At 58.2% G+C, this 16,238-nt stretch carries 12 protein-coding genes and 1 riboswitch; of the genes, 6 read left to right on the plus strand and 6 right to left on the minus strand.

Annotation, left to right across the window (positions count from 1 at the left end):
* Position 1: 1 nt before the first annotated feature.
* Genes JQ845_RS21445 through JQ845_RS21460 form a run of 4 tightly spaced genes read right to left on the minus strand, consistent with a single transcriptional unit; the run spans position 2 to position 6,104 of the window.
* On the minus strand, positions 2-1,183 hold the full coding sequence (locus JQ845_RS21445) for a hybrid sensor histidine kinase/response regulator (protein WP_029612658.1): 1,182 nt from the start codon (positions 1,181-1,183) through the stop codon (positions 2-4).
* Entirely contained in the window at positions 1,180-1,785 is a 606-nt protein-coding gene (locus JQ845_RS21450) for a chemotaxis protein CheB (protein ID WP_203009440.1), read from the minus strand. Before JQ845_RS21450 ends, JQ845_RS21445 begins: the two co-directional genes overlap by 4 nt.
* Complete coding sequence (locus JQ845_RS21455; RefSeq protein WP_003445169.1) at positions 1,782-2,606, minus strand: CheR family methyltransferase; 825 nt, start codon at positions 2,604-2,606, stop codon at positions 1,782-1,784. Before JQ845_RS21455 ends, JQ845_RS21450 begins: the two co-directional genes overlap by 4 nt.
* Positions 2,607-6,104 (minus strand): response regulator, encoded by a 3,498-nt coding sequence (locus JQ845_RS21460; protein WP_160627498.1) that lies wholly within the window; start codon positions 6,102-6,104, stop codon positions 2,607-2,609.
* Positions 6,105-6,361: 257 nt separating this feature from the next.
* Between JQ845_RS21460 and JQ845_RS21465 the strand changes: the two genes are divergently transcribed.
* From JQ845_RS21465 to cobM, 5 genes are all read left to right on the plus strand, one after another.
* The gene (locus JQ845_RS21465; protein ID WP_003445165.1) at positions 6,362-6,724 is read left to right on the plus strand and encodes a response regulator; all 363 of its coding nucleotides are present in this window, start codon (positions 6,362-6,364) and stop codon (positions 6,722-6,724) included.
* Positions 6,725-6,790: 66 nt separating this feature from the next.
* Positions 6,791-7,005, plus strand: a riboswitch (cobalamin riboswitch).
* 96 nt (positions 7,006-7,101) lie between these two features.
* Complete coding sequence (locus tag JQ845_RS21470; RefSeq protein WP_003445163.1) at positions 7,102-7,290, plus strand: CbtB domain-containing protein; 189 nt, start codon at positions 7,102-7,104, stop codon at positions 7,288-7,290.
* Positions 7,291-7,301: 11 nt separating this feature from the next.
* Entirely contained in the window at positions 7,302-8,009 is a 708-nt protein-coding gene (locus tag JQ845_RS21475) for a CbtA family protein (RefSeq protein ID WP_203009441.1), read from the plus strand.
* Complete coding sequence (locus tag JQ845_RS21480) at positions 8,006-8,419, plus strand: cobalamin biosynthesis protein (protein WP_127195610.1); 414 nt, start codon at positions 8,006-8,008, stop codon at positions 8,417-8,419. Before JQ845_RS21475 ends, JQ845_RS21480 begins: the two co-directional genes overlap by 4 nt.
* 76 nt (positions 8,420-8,495) lie before the next feature.
* Positions 8,496-9,242 carry a precorrin-4 C(11)-methyltransferase gene (gene cobM / locus JQ845_RS21485; RefSeq protein WP_203009442.1) on the plus strand — a complete coding sequence of 249 codons (747 nt, stop codon included), beginning with the start codon at positions 8,496-8,498 and terminating at the stop codon, positions 9,240-9,242.
* A 96-nt stretch (positions 9,243-9,338) separates the two neighbouring features.
* Here cobM and nfuA read toward each other — a convergent pair whose 3' ends face one another.
* A complete protein-coding gene (gene nfuA, locus JQ845_RS21490) occupies positions 9,339-9,923 on the minus strand; it encodes a Fe-S biogenesis protein NfuA (protein ID WP_003445154.1) in 585 nt (194 codons plus the stop codon).
* 111 nt (positions 9,924-10,034) lie between these two features.
* Positions 10,035-12,332, minus strand: a complete 2,298-nt coding sequence (locus JQ845_RS21495) for a fatty acid cis/trans isomerase (protein ID WP_203009443.1) — start codon at positions 12,330-12,332, stop codon at positions 10,035-10,037.
* Between the two features lie 153 nt (positions 12,333-12,485).
* Here JQ845_RS21495 and metH point away from each other — a divergent pair, with 153 nt between their 5' ends.
* Entirely contained in the window at positions 12,486-16,196 is a 3,711-nt protein-coding gene (gene metH / locus JQ845_RS21500; RefSeq protein ID WP_060781776.1) for a methionine synthase, read from the plus strand.
* Positions 16,197-16,238: the final 42 nt, after the last annotated feature.

The raw sequence follows: 16,238 nt of genomic DNA on the forward strand, positions 1-16,238 counted from the left end.
GTTACAGAGGCAGACAAACCCTGAACGTGGCACCTTCACCCAATGCACTGTGAACCGAGATTTGCCCGTCGTGGGCGGCAACGATCTGCTCCGAGATGTACAGCCCCAAGCCAAGGCCGGTAACCACGTGACTGCCGGCTATGCGCTCAAACTGGTGGAAAATCCGCTGCTGGTTTTCTTCGCTGATGCCAATGCCCTGGTCACTGACTTCGATCACGGCCCAGGCACTGCGGGTATACACAGACACATCAATCGGTTTTTTGGCCCCATAACGCAGGGCATTGGTCAGTAAATTGGAGACCACCTGTTCAATTCTGAATTCGTCCCACTGCCCGACCACCGGCTGCTCTGACCTGTAGTTGACGCTCGAACCCGCCGCGCTGATTTGCGCAGCAAAGCTCTCCAGCAAATTGCCCACCGCGGCTGACAAATCAAATTCTGACGGCCGGATCGACAGTTTTCCGGTGCGGATGCGCGACACGTCAAGCATGTCCTCGATGAGACGGATCAGGCTCTGGATCTGACGCTCATCGCGCTCGACCATGGCCTTCATCTTGTCCAGCGTAAAGGCTGACGCGTTGTCGCGGGCCAGGTGCATCTTGCGCAGCTGGGTTTCCAGGATCAGCCCGTTAAGCGGCGTGCGTACCTCATGGGAGACAATCGACATGAAGTCGTCGCGCATGCGCACTGCATGTTCGAGCTCGACCTGGGTCAGTTGCAACTGTGCCAGCAATACTTCCTGCTCGCGGCGGCTTTGCTCAAGGGCTTCGACCTGCTGCTTGACCGCCTTGCGCTGGCGATAAAGATCGACAAACACATTGACCTTGCTCTTCACCGCATGGATATCCAGCGGTTTGTGCAAAAAGTCCACGGCCCCGCTTTCATAGCCCTTGAAGGCGTAGTTCATCTCGCGCCCGGCGGCACTGACAAAGACGATCGGGATACTTTTGGTTTTCTCCGTACCGCGCATCAACTCGGCCAGTTCAAAACCGTTCATGCCGGGCATTTGCACATCCAGAATGGCGATGGCGAATTCATGCTGCAGCAACAATGACAATGCTTCGTCCGCAGACAACGCTTTGTAGACGGTGCGATCCTCGCCTTTGATCAACGCTTCCAGCGCCAGCAAATTTTCCGGCAGATCATCAACGATCAGCAACTTGGCTTGAATATCACTTTTCAGCATTCGATTCGTTCCAGCTCGCATAGCAAACGGCCGATGCCGCGCAAAGGGAGGATGTAGTCAGGTTTTATCCGGTCCAGTGCCGCTTGGGGCATGGTCGCAACCAGGGCCTCTTGCGGGTCCTGGACAATGGTCACGCCGCCGCGCTGTTTGACGGTGTACAGCCCCTGAGCGCCGTCCTGATTGGCACCCGTCAGTAAGATGGCGGCCAGCCGGTGTTGATACGCATCGGCCGCCGACTCAAACAGGTAATCGATCGCCGGCCGCGAGTAATGCACCCGCGCCTCCTGGCTGAACGAGAAGCTATAGTCGCCCTCCACCGACAGGTGATAGCCGGGAGCCGCGAAATACAGGGTACCCGGGCTGATCGGTTCCTTGTCGGTCGCTTCCTTGACCCTGAGCGCCAGACGCCGGGCAAACACCTCGGCCAGCTGGCTACGGTGGGCATCAGGCAAGTGCAGGACCACAATGATGGGCAGGCCGAAGTCGGGGCCCAGGCCTTCAAAAATAGCCAACAAGGCTTCAACACCCCCGGCCGATGCCCCGACTACCACGGCATCCACAGGTCTCAAGGGCGAAGACGCTACGGTTATGTCATTCATAGCTTGCGGTAGATCCGTTCTTGTTTGAGCAGGGGCGCAAACTGTTTGCTGTAGTCCGAAAAATCCAGGGTTTCCTTGCTGCCCAACATCAGGAAACCACGGTGGCACAGCGACTCATGAAACAATCCGAATGCTCTGTTTTGAAGATTCTTATTAAAGTAGATCAGTACGTTGCGACACGAAATCAAATGGGTTTCGGAAAATACGCTGTCGGTCGCCAGGCTGTGATCGGCAAAGGTCACGTTTTCACGCAGTGTCTTGTCAAAAATCGCATAGTCGTAGGCGGCAGTGTAGTACTCGGCAAACGAACGCTGCCCCCCGGATTTTTGGTAATTCTGGGTATAGGCGCGAACGTTCTCCAACGAGAAAATCCCTTGCCGGGCCTTTTCCAGGGAGCGCGGATTGATATCGGTGGCGTAGATGATGGTGCGATCCAGCAGGCCCTCTTCACGCAGCAAGATGGCCATCGAGTAAACCTCTTCTCCGGTACTGCAACCTGCAATCCAGATTTTCAGTGAGGGATAGGTCTTGAGCACCGGCACCACTTCCTGGCGGATGGCCAGAAAGTGCTCCGGGTCGCGAAACATCTCGCTCACCGGAATGGTCAGGAACTGCAGCAGCTGCATAAAGGCCGTCGGGTCATGCAGTACCCGTTCCTGCAGGGCCGATATGGTCTTGCATTCGAACTGACGCAACGCATGATGCACCCGGCGCTTGATGGACGCGCCGGAGTAGTCGCGGAAGTCATAGCTGTATTTGAGATAGATCGCTTCGATCAGAAGGCGTAACTCTATGTCGTCGTTTCGTTGCGTTTGTGGCACTTAGAGTCGTTCCATTTTCGGTAGCCAGACACGGATCAACGAAAAGAGTCGGTCCAGATCAATAGGTTTGGCCAGGTAATCATTGGAGCCTGCCTGCAGGCACCGATCCTGATCGTCTTTCATTGCCTTGGCCGTCACTGCAATGATCGGCAGCTTGCGCCAGCGCGGGTCCTTGCGAATTTCTACGGTGGCTTCGTAGCCGTCCATCTCCGGCATCATCACGTCCATCAATACCAGATCGATATCATCGGTCTCGTTCAGACGCTCGATGGCTTCACGGCCATTACGGCCAATGACCACGATAGCGCCCTTATGCTCAAGGGCACTGGTCAGGGCGAAGATGTTGCGCACATCGTCATCCACCAGCAAAATCTTGCGCCCTTCGAACACCCTGTCGCGGCTACGGGCGGTCTTGAGCATGCTTTGCCGCTCATGGGACAACTGCGATTCAACTTTGTGCAAAAACAATGTCACTTCATCGAGCAAACGCTCCGGCGAACGCGCGCCCTTGATGATGATCGAGCGGGAATACTTGCGCAGCTCTGCCTCTTCATCCCGGGTCAGGTTGCGCCCGGTATAGACGATGACCGGCGGGAACGAGCAGATGTCCTCGGTAGACATGCGCTTGAGCAAGTCGTTGCCCAGCATGTCCGGTAATTTGAGGTCGATGATCATGCAGTCATAGATGTTGCTGCGCAGCAGTTCAAGCGCCTCATGGGCGAAGCCTACGGCGGTGATTTCGATGTCATCGTCGCCGATCAGGCGGGCAATGCTGTGGCGCTGCAAATCATCATCTTCCACCAGCAGAACCTTTTTCACCTTCTGCGTGAGCTTGGCTTCCAGGCGCGCGAATACGTTTTTGAGCTCTTCGCGGCTGGTCGGCTTGACCGCATAGCCCACGGCGCCCATGTGCATCGCAGCTTCGACCCGATCTTCCACGGATATGACGTGAACCGGGATATGCCGGGTCGGCGCCAGCGCCTTCAGGCGCTGCAGCACCGTCAGCCCGGAATGATCAGGCAGGCGCATATCCAGCAGAATCGCATCAGGAATAAATTGTGTCGCCAGGCTGAAGCCTTCATCTGCGCCGTGGGCCACCAGGCAGTGATACCCCAATTCATGCGCCAGATCGAAGAGGATACCGGCAAAGTTAGGCTCATCTTCGATCACCAGGATGCAACGCCCGGTAAAGGGACCTTTTTCCCGGTCATCCATGAACCGCGGGATGTGCAGGGGCGCAACAATAGCCGCGGGCGCTGCTGGTTTCGGTACGACAGCAACCACTGGCACCACAGCGCTGACAGGCACCCGGGCTGGTGGCTCGGCGTTTTCCACAAACTGTTCGGGCATGACCAGGGTAAATACGCTGCCCTGCCCCGGCACGCTACTGACACTGATGGAGCCACCGAGCAATGTCGCCAGATCCCGGGAAATCGACAGGCCCAGCCCCGTCCCGCCATAACTGCGGTTGGTGGTGCCATCGGCCTGGCGGAAGGCTTCGAAAATGCTTTCCAGCTCTTCGGCGGCGATCCCGATACCGGAATCCGCGACGCTGAACGCTATGGCGGCATCCGGCAGAGCCGACACGGTCAGGCTGACCTGGCCCTTGGCGGTGAACTTGATCGCGTTGGACAACAGGTTTTTGAGCACTTGCTCCAGACGCTGGCTGTCGGTGTAGATCATGGCCGGCGTGCCGGGCTGTACCTCAACCCGGAACTGCAGGGACTTGTCCCCCGCCAGCGGCTCGAACATACCGCGCAAACCTTCGACTACACGGCTGACACTGGTGTTTTCGGGACGCACTTCGAGCTTGCCGGCCTCAACTTTGGAGATATCCAGAATGTCGTTGATCAGGTTGAGCAAGTCATTGCCCGCCGAGTAGATAGACTCGGCGAACTTGACCTGTTCGGCGCTCAGGTTCTCCTGGGGGTTTTCCGCGAGCAGCTTGGCCAGAATCAACGAGCTGTTGAGCGGGGTCCGCAGTTCATGGGACATGTTGGCGAGGAACTCGGACTTGTACTTGCTGGAGCGCTGCAGCTCCAGAGCGCGCTCTTCAAGCTGCACCTGGGCCTGATTCAGTTCGGTATTCTTGAGGTCCATCGCGTCTCGCTGACCGGCCAGGGCCAGTGCCTGTTCCGCCAGCTGTTCGTTGGTTTGCTCAAGCTCCGCCTGCTGGGTTTCAAGATGCGTCTGGGATTCCTTGAGAATCTGCGATTGCTCTTCGAGCTCTTCGTTCGCGGTCTTCAGCTCTTCCTGCTGCACTTGCAGCTCTTCGTTGAGCTGCTGGGTTTCGGCCAGCACTTCCTGCAGGCGCTGACGGTAACGGGCGGCTTCAATCGACATGCCGATATTGTCGGCAATCAACTCAAACAGTTCGACATCACGCTCGGTCAGTGGCCGCAGGAAGCCCAGTTCAATGACGCCATTGACCCGGTCATCGTCGCTGGTAGGCACCACCAGCACGCTGCGCGGGGTGCCTTGCCCAAGACCTGAGCTGACTTTCAGGAAGTAGTCCTCGGGCACATCGTCCAGGCGTATCAGCTGGTCTTGCCGGGCCGCCTGCCCGACCAGGCCTTCGTCATTGTGTATCAACTGATCCCGGGCTTCTTCCTCTCGGGAAAAACCATAACTGGCCACCCGTTTGAGGCCGCCGTGGTCTTCCCGCACATACACGGCGGCAACCACTGTGCCGAGATACTGGGCGCAAAATTGCAGAATGTTGCGCCCCAGCATATTCAGGGTCAGCCGGCCCAATACCTGCTCCGCCAGTTCGGTTTGACCATTACGCAACCAGGCCTGCTGTTCCAGGCGCTGCGCAGTCTTAATTTGTAGCTCGAGGTTGTCGCTGTAACTCTTTGAAAGATCGAGCAAATCACGACGACCTCTGTAGGCCAGAAAACCACTCAAGCCGAGTACAAACACCAGATAAAGGCCAATACTGACGAGGGTGGTTTTACTCACATCTTCATTGCGGGCAACTCGCAGTTGCTGCTCCATGGCAACGAAGTCTTCGAATTCCTTGCGGATTTCATCGCTCAGGCGCTTGCCACGTCCGGCCTGCACTGCCGCCCTGTAGTCGCCGCTCTGGCGGCGCATATCGATCATCGACTGGGCATAGTTACTCCAGTCGGATTGCAGGGCTTCGAGACGCTTGAGGCGATCAATTTGCTGCGGGTTGTCGCCGACCAGCTCTTTCAGCCCGTTGAGTTGGGCCATGATTTGCGGCTTTGCCACTTCATAGGGGTCAAGAAAATGCTCATCACCGGTAATCAGGAAGCCGCGCATGCCGGTTTCAAGATCCACTGACAGCTTCACCGCCTCGTTGGCGTTGTTAATCACCCGGTCGGTGTGCTCGACCCACTGAATGACCGACAGCAGGTAGCTGATCATGGCTACAAACAACACGGCGCTGAGCACACCCACACCCAAGGGCAAACCGACGTTGCGGCTCAGGAGCTTGCGAAAGCTCTGCTCATCTACCGAAGCTGGTGCATTCATATTTCAGTCCCGTGTACGGTGGTCAAAATTGAGAGTTTGACGGATTCTCGAGTAAAAATTCTATTTTTCTTATGAAGTGGTAGCCAATTCCTACAGTGAAAAAGGATTTAGCTGCTTGCAACAGCTATCCTAACAAAACTTGTACAGGCATTTTTTTTGTACAACGGCGGAACTAGGTTGGGGTTCCAGCTTACTGATAGAGCAAGCAAATTCAGGTTTGCCCCCACCCGCGCTCAATTTCATTCGGGATAACCATTATGTCTGCAACACCCTCTACCATTCTGGTGGTCGAAGACGACGCCATTGTTCGTATGTTGATCGTTGACGTACTGGAAGAGTTGAAATTCAACGTGCTCGAAGCCGAGGATGGCGAGAGCGCCATGGAACTGCTCGAAGACCGGGGCAACAGGATCGATTTGCTGATGAGCGATGTGGGGATGCCGGGGATGGATGGCAAGACCCTTGCCAATAAAGCCCGCGAGCTGCGACCACAGTTACCCGTGCTGTTTGCCAGCGGCTATGCCGAGAACATCGATGTACCAGCCGGCATGTTTGTGATCGGCAAACCCTTTTCCATCGACCAACTGCGCAACAAGGTCAAAAGCATCCTCGCCGTCTGAAGTTGACTCTGCAGGCAATCCATTGCATGGGCAGCTGATTTGACGGCTCCCGCGTAGCTGTGCTCTCCTACACATCTTGTATCAGGTGCCCTTCACAGGGTGAAACGGGAAACCGGTGCGTCAGGCGTTAATTGTCCGACCAGTCCGGTGCTGCCCCCGCAACGGTAAGCGAGAGAAACATCACAACCACTGTGCACCCTGCATGGGAAGGAGATGTTTGCAGGCCCACACCACGTGAGCCCCTCGCAAGCCCGGAGACCGGCCTGGTCATTACCAATAACAAACCCGCGGTGGGCGGGCGCTGTTAAACCCTGCGAGCTTCGTTCGCGGGGTTTTCTTGCGCTCTTGTGCCCGCTGTCTGACCAGAGGGAAGCGCCATGTCCATCAGCACCAGCCGTACTCACTCCGCTGCCACCAGCGCCACACGAAGCCAACGTATCGTTGCTGCCGTCGGCGCTGCGGTGCTGGGGGCTTTGCTCGTCTACTTCGCCGGTTTCTCGCATATTGCAGCCGTACACAATGCAGCCCATGACACCCGTCATAGCTCAGCCTTTCCGTGCCATTGAGGTTGCCTGCCATGATTAAGCGTATAGCTCAGACCGCAGGCTTCACCGGCTTGCTGGGCGCTTTGCTGCTCACCCTGCTGCAAAGCTTTTGGGTCGCCCCGCTGATTCTGCAGGCGGAAACCTACGAAAAACCCGCCGCCAGTGAAGTGCACGAGCACGAGCACGACGCAGGCAGCATGGCCGGCCATAGCCACGACGACGAAGCCTGGGAGCCTGAAGACGGTTGGCAGCGGGTGCTGTCGACCACCGGCGGTAATCTTGTGGTGGCGGTCGGTTTCGCCCTGATGCTGGCTGGCCTGTATACCCTGCGCGCACCAACCCGCACCTCCCAGGGCCTGCTGTGGGGGCTGGCCGGCTATGCGGTGTTCTGCCTGGCGCCAACCCTTGGCCTGCCGCCCGAGTTGCCGGGCACTGCCGCCGCCGATTTGCTGCAACGCCAGCTCTGGTGGGTCACCACTGCCGCATCCACTGCAGTGGCCATCGCGCTGTTAGTGTTTGGCAAGCACTGGGCCCTGAAAGTGCTGGGGGTTGCGATTGTGCTGGTACCGCATATTTTTGGTGCGCCCCAGCCCCTGGTGCATTCCAGCCTGGCTCCGCAAGAGCTGGAAGCGCAGTTCAAGATCGCTTCGCAACTGACCAACTTCGCCTTCTGGCTGGCATTGGGCGTGATCAGCGCCTGGTTGTTCCGCCGCAAGCCTGAAGCTCAGTACTCGGCATGATTGCTGCCGGCACCGCGCCAATCCTGGTGATTGGCCTGGGCTGCCGTCAGGGTTGCAGTGTCGATGACCTGCTGGCCCTGATTGAACAATCCCTGAGCCAGGCGGGAATCGCTCTGCAGGCGGTTCACGCCCTGGCCAGTATTGATCTCAAGCGTGATGAGGCGGGACTCATCCGGTTGGCGGCGCAGTTGAATCTTGCGTATGAGGTTCTAAGCGCGCAGCAACTGGCCCCGTTTGCGCCGCAATTGAGTCAGCGGTCAGCCCGGGCGTTTGCCCTCACCGGCTGCTTTGGCGTGGCCGAAAGTGCTGCACTGGCCCTGGCCGAACAGCTGGGTGGCGCGCCGGCCAGACTGCTGATTACCCGCCAGAACTCGTCTGTGGCCACCTTTGCATTGGCCTGTGCCGGGTAAAACCCGCGATAATCCCCTGCTTCACTATGAGCGTTGTTCACGAACAGCTCTATCCAGACCCTTTCAAGAGACTGCCATGACTGTTTATTTCATCGGTGCCGGGCCCGGCGATCCAGAGTTGATTACCGTCAAGGGCCAGCGCTTGATCCGCAGCTGCCCGGTGATTATTTACGCCGGTTCACTGGTGCCGGAGGCAGTCCTTGAAGGCCATCAGGCTGAGCAAGTGATCAACAGTGCAGAGCTGCACCTTGAGCAAATTATCAGCCTGATCAAGACCGCCGATGCCAAAGGCCAGGATGTGGCCCGCGTGCACTCGGGTGATCCGAGCCTGTATGGCGCCATTGGCGAGCAAATCCGCTGTTTGCGCGAGCTGGGCATTGCATTTGAAATCATTCCGGGGGTGACTGCCACAGCCGCCTGCGCTGCCATTTTAGGCGCAGAACTGACCCTGCCGGACATCTCGCAGACCGTGATCCTGACCCGTTACGCGGACAAGACCCTGATGCCTGCAGGCGAAGAGCTGGAGAGCCTGGCGCAACACAAGGCGACCATGGCGATTCATTTGGGGGTCAAGAACCTTGAGCGAATCATCGAGGAGCTACGCCCCCATTACGGCAGTGACTGCCCTGTTGCAGTCATTCACCGGGCCAGCTGGCCGGACCAGGACTGGGTGCAAGGCACCCTGGATGACATTCTGGACAAGGTCCGGGCCAAGGGCTTCAAGCGTACGGCACTGATTCTGGTGGGCCGGGTACTGGCCAGTGACAGTTTTTCCGATTCATCGCTGTACCGTGCCGGGCATGCGCATCTGTATCGTCCATAAGTACCTGGCTGCCACAGATTCCGGACATAAAAAAACGGTGCTCACGGGGCACCGTTTTTTCATCAGCTACGCAGCGTACACCCTGTTACCGATGACTCAGTAGTAGGCGTTTTCTTTCTGCGAGTGGTCGGTCACATCACGTACGCCTTTGAGCTCGGGCACTCGCTCCAGCAGCGTGCGCTCGATGCCTTCACGCAGGGTGACGTCAGCCTGGCCGCAGCCCTGGCAACCGCCACCGAACTTGAGAACCGCAATACCGTCTTCAACCACTTCAATCAGGCTGACCTGACCGCCGTGGCTGGCCAGACCGGGATTGATCTCGGTCTGCAGGTAGTAGTTGATACGCTCGTTGATCGGGCTATCGGCGTTAACTGTTGGCACCTTGGCGTTTGGCGCCTTGATGGTCAGCTGGCCGCCCATGCGATCGGTGGCGTAGTCCACCACGGCATCGTCAAGAAACGGTTCGCTGACCGAGTCAATCCAGGCCGTGAAGGTTTTCAGGCCCAGTGCGGTATCTTCGGGTTTCACTTCATTGGGCTTGCAGTAGGCAATGCAGGTTTCAGCGTACTGGGTGCCGGGCTGGGTGATGAAGACGCGGATGCCGATACCCGGGGTGTTCTGCTTGGATAGCAGATCAGCCAGGTAATCGTGGGCGGCGTCGGTAATCGTTATGGCGCTCATGGAATCTCCTCGCAGACATGTGGGGCAGTTTACGCCAATCGGCGCGCCTGACAAAGTCCTAGTATTTTTGTCAGGAAAGCAGCCCCGTCCAGTTCAAAATAATCGGTACGACTACAGGTTCTCGTAACGGTTCATATCCAGCACGCCCGCCTCTACCGGGTCGGTTTCATTGATGTACTGGCCAATATCGTGGAAGTAATGCCAGAACTGCGGATTGCTGCGACGTATCCCCCAGCGCTCGACAATGGTGTCGAAGGTCGACTGATCCTTGCATTGCTCCATCGCCTTGACAAAGGCTGGCACCTCATCTGCCGGGATGTTGAACATAAAGTTCGGATAGCTGCTGAGTACCCCGGGGTAAATGGTCAGGGTATCCAGGCCCGGTTGCAGCCGGTATTCCTCACCGAGCATGAACGCCACGTTGGTGTGCGCGCGGTTGCGCAGCATGCTGTACATCTCGCGCTTGCCGTCGGCGCCCTCGATACGCAGCATGGTGGCTTCGGGCAACTGGTTGATCACCGCCAGCCCCGCTGCAGGACGTGAGGTCAAACTGCTCAGGGATTGCTCTGCGTACTGGAACTCCCGGGCGATGCCGGGCCGTGAGCAGTACGCCCCGGTGCAGCGGTTGATCGGGTCTGGCCGCGCATTGAGGGTGCCTGTGCGCTCGATCAATTTGAGCGCGAAATCGCGCTTGGGGTCGACCGGGTCCAGCTTGATGCCCGTCGGGGTGTCGGCATCGATTTTTTGATAGTCGAGCCACATCTTCAGCTTGCCGCTGTTCTGGTACCAGTCACTCAAGATGCCCGCCCGGGAATCGGCCGGCATCAAACGCAGGAAGTTGACCTCGGCACCATTGCGGATGAGGTCGAAGTACAAACGCGTCTGCGCCTGATGGGAGACGTTGCCGAACACATCGAAGTTGACTGCCAGCTGGTAGTAGGTGCGCTCCAGCAACGGGTAGTCGAACAACCACAGGGTTTGCGGCACGTCACCGATCAGGCCCTTGCTCACGCTGGCGCTGTCAAAGTGCCGGAAAATGGTCAGCAACGCGTTGTCGTTGCCCGCCCACAGGGTCGACCAGCTGGGCGGCGTCATTTCGGCATAGGCTTGTTGGCGCAACTTCTCATAGTCGTTGCGCTTGTCGCGATAGTTGTGCCACAGCGAGATCACACTGCCCACATCATCGATTTGCCCCGGCATCGCCAGCAACGGCGTGGCCTTGCCCCGATAAGCGGCATCGGTGACATAGCGATCGTGGGCAGGCTCCTGGAACACGGTCCAGAAGTTGTCGCGAATCACGTCCGTGGCAATTTGCCCACGGCACACCGGGCCGCGGATAAAGGTGCGCACGAAATATTCCGAGTTATCGAGCATGAACTGGTAACGCGCAACTGCCGGAATGGCCTCGAAGGTTTCAAACGGATTGGCCCGGCCGCGCGGCCCGTAACCCGGCAATGAGGTGGCGTGCCAGTCACCGCTGTAGAACAGCTGCTTGACCCGTGCCAGCTTGTGCGCGCCCATCGGGTAGGTGATGTGGGTCTTGTGCACGATCACGCCCTGGACCGGCATCAAGCGATAGAAAAACTCGGTGCCCGGATCGTCATTCGGCCGGCGTGTGGCAATCAGGTCAACCGGCACGCCGCTGGGCGTACGCGAGCGCACCCATTGAAAGTAATGCCCCGGCACACCGTTATCGAAATAGGCGTGGGCCAAAAACAAATGCTCATACAACCAGCGCGCGACCAGGGCTTCAGTTGAACCCGGGCGATTGAGCAACTCTTCCCATTCGGCGATCTGTTGCGCTTCCTCGACGCTCGGCCGGATTGCGTTTTGATCCACCGGCGCACCCTGGGCTAGCCAGGTTTGCACGGTTTGATATTGCTGATCGGTAAGCCCGGTCACAGCCAACGGCATCCCTTCCCTGGGGTGCTTTTGCGCATAGGCATTGAACTCCCCTGGGGCCGGGCAGGCGTTTTGACGGTTCAGGCCCAGCACAATCTCTTCAGGCAACTTGGCATTGGGGGTCAGCGGTGCGCTGTGGCCCAGTTCCAGCATCCGCGCCATTAGGGCTGCTTGCGCGCCCTGGGCATCGAGAACCGAGTAAAAGCCCTTGTTGCGCCATTCAATAGGGCCACTGGCATCGTAGAAGATCCGGGTCGGGGCTACGGCGGTGGTTCTGTCGCCCTGGTACACCGGGACTTTGCTTGCTCCGCGGGTCGAGCCTTCGGCGCTGCCAAGGTTCAGCTGGCAGGCGGCATCGTTGCAGGCGTGACAGGCAACGCATTTCTCAGTGAGGATCGGCTGTATGTCCCGGGTATAGGAAATAGCCGGACTTACCAGCGGGGTTTGTCCCAGCGCTGTACTGCACACCACCAGCGTCACGGCGCTGGCGAGTAGACGAAAAAACATGTGCCATTGTCCTGATATCAATAGATGTCGCAATTCTACCCATGGAACACCCGCACCAACATGAATCAAATTCATGTAAATTAGCGAACGCTCAAATCCCACGCAGGTTTGTTATGATTTCGCATCTTTTGCATGGCTCTTACAGGTAGTCCTATGTCTGACCGCAGCGCTCGTCTCCAAGCACTTCAGCAAGCCCTCAAAGAGCGCATTCTGATTCTCGATGGCGGCATGGGCACTATGATCCAAAGCTACCGCCTAGAGGAACACGACTATCGTGGCACACGCTTCGCCGACTGGCCGAGTGATGTCAAAGGCAACAACGACCTTTTGATCCTCAGCCGCCCCGATGTGATCGGGGCCATTGAGAAGGCGTATCTGGATGCCGGTGCCGATATTCTCGAAACCAACACCTTCAACGCCACCCAGGTATCCCAGGCCGACTACGGCATGCAGGCCCTGGCCTACGAGCTGAACGTAGAAGGCGCACGTCTGGCGCGCAAAGTCGCCGACGCCAAAACCCTGGAAACCCCGGACAAGCCACGTTTTGTCGCGGGCGTGCTCGGCCCTACCAGCCGTACCTGTTCCCTGTCGCCGGACGTGAACAACCCCGGCTATCGCAACGTGACCTTCGATGAACTGGTGGAAAACTACACCGAGGCCACCAAAGGCCTGATCGAAGGCGGTGCCGACCTGATCCTGATCGAGACCATTTTCGACACCCTCAACGCCAAAGCCGCGATCTTTGCCGTGCAGGGCGTGTTTGAAGAGCTGGGTGTCGAACTGCCGATCATGATTTCCGGCACCATCACCGATGCTTCCGGGCGTACCCTGTCCGGCCAGACCACCGAGGCATTCTGGAACTCCATCAGCCATGCCAAGCCGATTTCGGTCGGTTTGAACTGCGCCCTGGGTGCCCGTGAGTTGCGCCCGTATCTCGAAGAGCTGTCGAACAAGGCCGACACCTATGTTTCCGCTCACCCCAACGCAGGCCTGCCCAACGAGTTCGGTGAATACGACGAACTGCCGGCCGAAACCGCCAAGGTCATTGAAGAGTTTGCCCAGAGCGGCTTTCTGAACATTGTCGGTGGCTGCTGCGGTACCACCCCGGGCCATATCGAAGCCATCGCCAAAGCCGTGGCCGGTTACGCCCCGCGCCAGATCCCGGACATTCCCAAAGCCTGCCGCCTCTCGGGTCTTGAGCCCTTCACCATCGATCGCAGCTCGCTGTTCGTCAACGTCGGCGAACGTACCAACATCACCGGCTCTGCGCGCTTCGCCCGACTGATCCGTGAAGACAACTACACCGAAGCCCTGGAAGTGGCGCTGCAGCAGGTTGAAGCCGGTGCGCAAATCATCGACATCAACATGGACGAGGGCATGCTGGACTCGAAGAAGGCGATGGTGACCTTCCTCAACCTGATTGCCGGTGAACCGGATATCTCCCGGGTGCCGATCATGATCGACTCCTCCAAGTGGGAAGTCATCGAAGCGGGCCTCAAGTGCATTCAGGGCAAGGGCATCGTCAACTCCATCAGCATGAAAGAAGGCGTGGAGCAGTTCATCCATCACGCCAAACTGTGCAAACGCTACGGCGCCGCCGTGGTGGTGATGGCGTTTGACGAAGCCGGCCAGGCCGACACCGAAGCGCGCAAAAAAGAAATCTGCAAACGCTCCTACGACATCCTGGTCAATGAAGTCGGCTTCCCGCCACAAGACATCATTTTCGACCCGAACATCTTTGCCGTGGCCACCGGTATCGAAGAACACAACAACTACGCTGTGGACTTTATCAACGCCTGTGCCTACATCCGCGACGAGCTGCCGTATGCACTGACTTCCGGCGGTGTGTCCAACGTGTCCTTCTCGTTCCGCGGCAACAACCCGGTGCGTGAAGCCATCCACTCGGTGTTTTTGCTGTATGCGATCCGCAACGGCCTGACCATGGGTATCGTCAACGCCGGACAGCTGGAGATCTACGACCAGATCCCGGCTGAATTGCGCGACGCCGTGGAAGACGTGGTGCTCAACCGCACCCCGGACGGCACCGACAACCTGCTGGCCATTGCCGACAAGTACAAGGGCGACGGCAGCGTCAAAGAGGCCGAAACCGAAGAGTGGCGTGGCTGGGAAGTCAACAAGCGTCTTGAGCACGCGCTGGTCAAGGGCATCACCACCCATATCGTCGAAGACACCGAGGAGTCGCGCCAGTCGTTCAAGCGTCCGATCGAAGTCATCGAAGGGCCGCTGATGTCCGGCATGAATATCGTTGGCGATCTGTTTGGCGCCGGCAAAATGTTCCTGCCCCAGGTGGTGAAATCCGCCCGCGTGATGAAACAGGCGGTGGCGCACCTGATTCCCTTTATTGAACTGGAAAAGGGCGACAAACCGGAAGCCAAGGGCAAGATCCTGATGGCCACGGTTAAAGGCGACGTGCACGACATCGGCAAGAATATCGTCGGCGTGGTGCTGGGCTGTAATGGCTACGACATCGTTGACCTCGGGGTGATGGTGCCGGCAGAGAAAATCCTGCAGGTGGCCAAGGAGCAGAAATGCGACATCATCGGCCTGTCGGGCCTGATTACACCGTCGCTGGATGAAATGGTCCACGTGGCCCGTGAGATGCAGCGCCAGGACTTCCATCTGCCGCTGATGATTGGCGGCGCGACCACCTCCAAGGCTCACACGGCGGTCAAGATCGAGCCCAAGTATCAGAATGATGCGGTGATTTACGTCACCGACGCCTCCCGCGCCGTAGGTGTCGCGACACAGTTGCTGTCCAAGGAACTGAAGCCCGGTTTCGTTGAGAAAACCCGCCTCGAATACATTGAAGTGCGTGAACGCACCGCGAACCGCAGCGCCCGTACCGAGCGCCTGAGCTACCCCGCTGCAATTGCCAAGAAGCCACAGTTCGACTGGAGCGACTACCAGCCGGTCAAGCCGACGTTTACCGGGGCCAAGGTGCTGGACAACATCGACCTCAAAGTGCTGGCCGAATACATCGACTGGACGCCGTTCTTTATTTCCTGGGATCTGGCAGGCAAGTTCCCGCGCATCCTGACCGACGAAGTGGTCGGCGAAGCGGCCACCGCGCTGTATGCCGACGCTCAGGAAATGCTGGCCAAGTTGATCGATGAAAAGCTGATCAGCGCCCGTGCGGTGTTTGGTTTCTGGCCGGCCAACCAGGTCAACGATGATGATCTGGAGCTCTACGGCGACGATGGCCAGCCATTGGCAAAACTGCATCACCTGCGCCAGCAAATCATCAAGACCGACGGCAAGCCGAACTTCTCGCTGGCCGACTTTGTCGCGCCCAAAGACAGCGGCGTCACCGATTACGTGGGGGGCTTCATCACCACCGCCGGTATTGGTGCCGAAGAAGTGGCCAAGGCCTATCAGGATGCGGGCGACGATTACAACTCGATCATGGTCAAGGCCCTGGCTGACCGTCTGGCCGAAGCCTGCGCCGAATGGCTGCACCAGCAGGTACGGACCAAATACTGGGGGTATGCCAAGGACGAACAACTGGCCAATGACGAACTGATCAAGGAGCAGTACAGCGGTATCCGCCCTGCCCCGGGCTATCCGGCCTGCCCTGATCACACAGAAAAAGGCACCCTGTTCGCCCTGCTGGACCCTGAAGCACAAGAGATGCGCGCAGGCCAGAGCGGTGTATTCCTGACCGAGCACTACGCCATGTTCCCGGCGGCGGCGGTCAGCGGCTGGTACTTTGCTCACCCGCAGGCGCAGTACTTTGCCGTGGGCAAGGTCGACAAGGACCAGATTGAAAGCTACACGGCGCGTAAAGGTCAGGACCTGAGCGTGACGGAGCGCTGGCTGGCGCCGAACCTGGGCTACGACAACTAAACAACCTCTGCCTCTACAGGAGCGAGCCGTTAAAGCTCGCTC

Source organism: Pseudomonas paraversuta (assembly GCF_904063065.1).
GTDB classification, from domain to species: Bacteria; Pseudomonadota; Gammaproteobacteria; order Pseudomonadales; family Pseudomonadaceae; genus Aquipseudomonas; species Aquipseudomonas paraversuta.

Bases quoted from the DNA above. Each gene is read 5' to 3' on its own strand.
- JQ845_RS21495 (WP_203009443.1), bottom strand. From the start codon at position 12,332: ATGTTTTTTCGTCTACTCGCCAGCGCCGTGACGCTGGTGGTGTGCAGT.
- JQ845_RS21465 (WP_003445165.1), top strand. From the start codon at position 6,362: ATGTCTGCAACACCCTCTACCATTCTGGTGGTCGAAGACGACGCCATT.
- JQ845_RS21480 (WP_127195610.1), top strand. From the start codon at position 8,006: ATGATTGCTGCCGGCACCGCGCCAATCCTGGTGATTGGCCTGGGCTGC.
- cobM (WP_203009442.1), top strand. From the start codon at position 8,496: ATGACTGTTTATTTCATCGGTGCCGGGCCCGGCGATCCAGAGTTGATT.
- metH (WP_060781776.1), top strand. From the start codon at position 12,486: ATGTCTGACCGCAGCGCTCGTCTCCAAGCACTTCAGCAAGCCCTCAAA.
- nfuA (WP_003445154.1), bottom strand. From the start codon at position 9,923: ATGAGCGCCATAACGATTACCGACGCCGCCCACGATTACCTGGCTGAT.
- JQ845_RS21450 (WP_203009440.1), bottom strand. From the start codon at position 1,785: ATGAATGACATAACCGTAGCGTCTTCGCCCTTGAGACCTGTGGATGCC.
- JQ845_RS21470 (WP_003445163.1), top strand. From the start codon at position 7,102: ATGTCCATCAGCACCAGCCGTACTCACTCCGCTGCCACCAGCGCCACA.
- JQ845_RS21475 (WP_203009441.1), top strand. From the start codon at position 7,302: ATGATTAAGCGTATAGCTCAGACCGCAGGCTTCACCGGCTTGCTGGGC.
- JQ845_RS21460 (WP_160627498.1), bottom strand. From the start codon at position 6,104: ATGAATGCACCAGCTTCGGTAGATGAGCAGAGCTTTCGCAAGCTCCTG.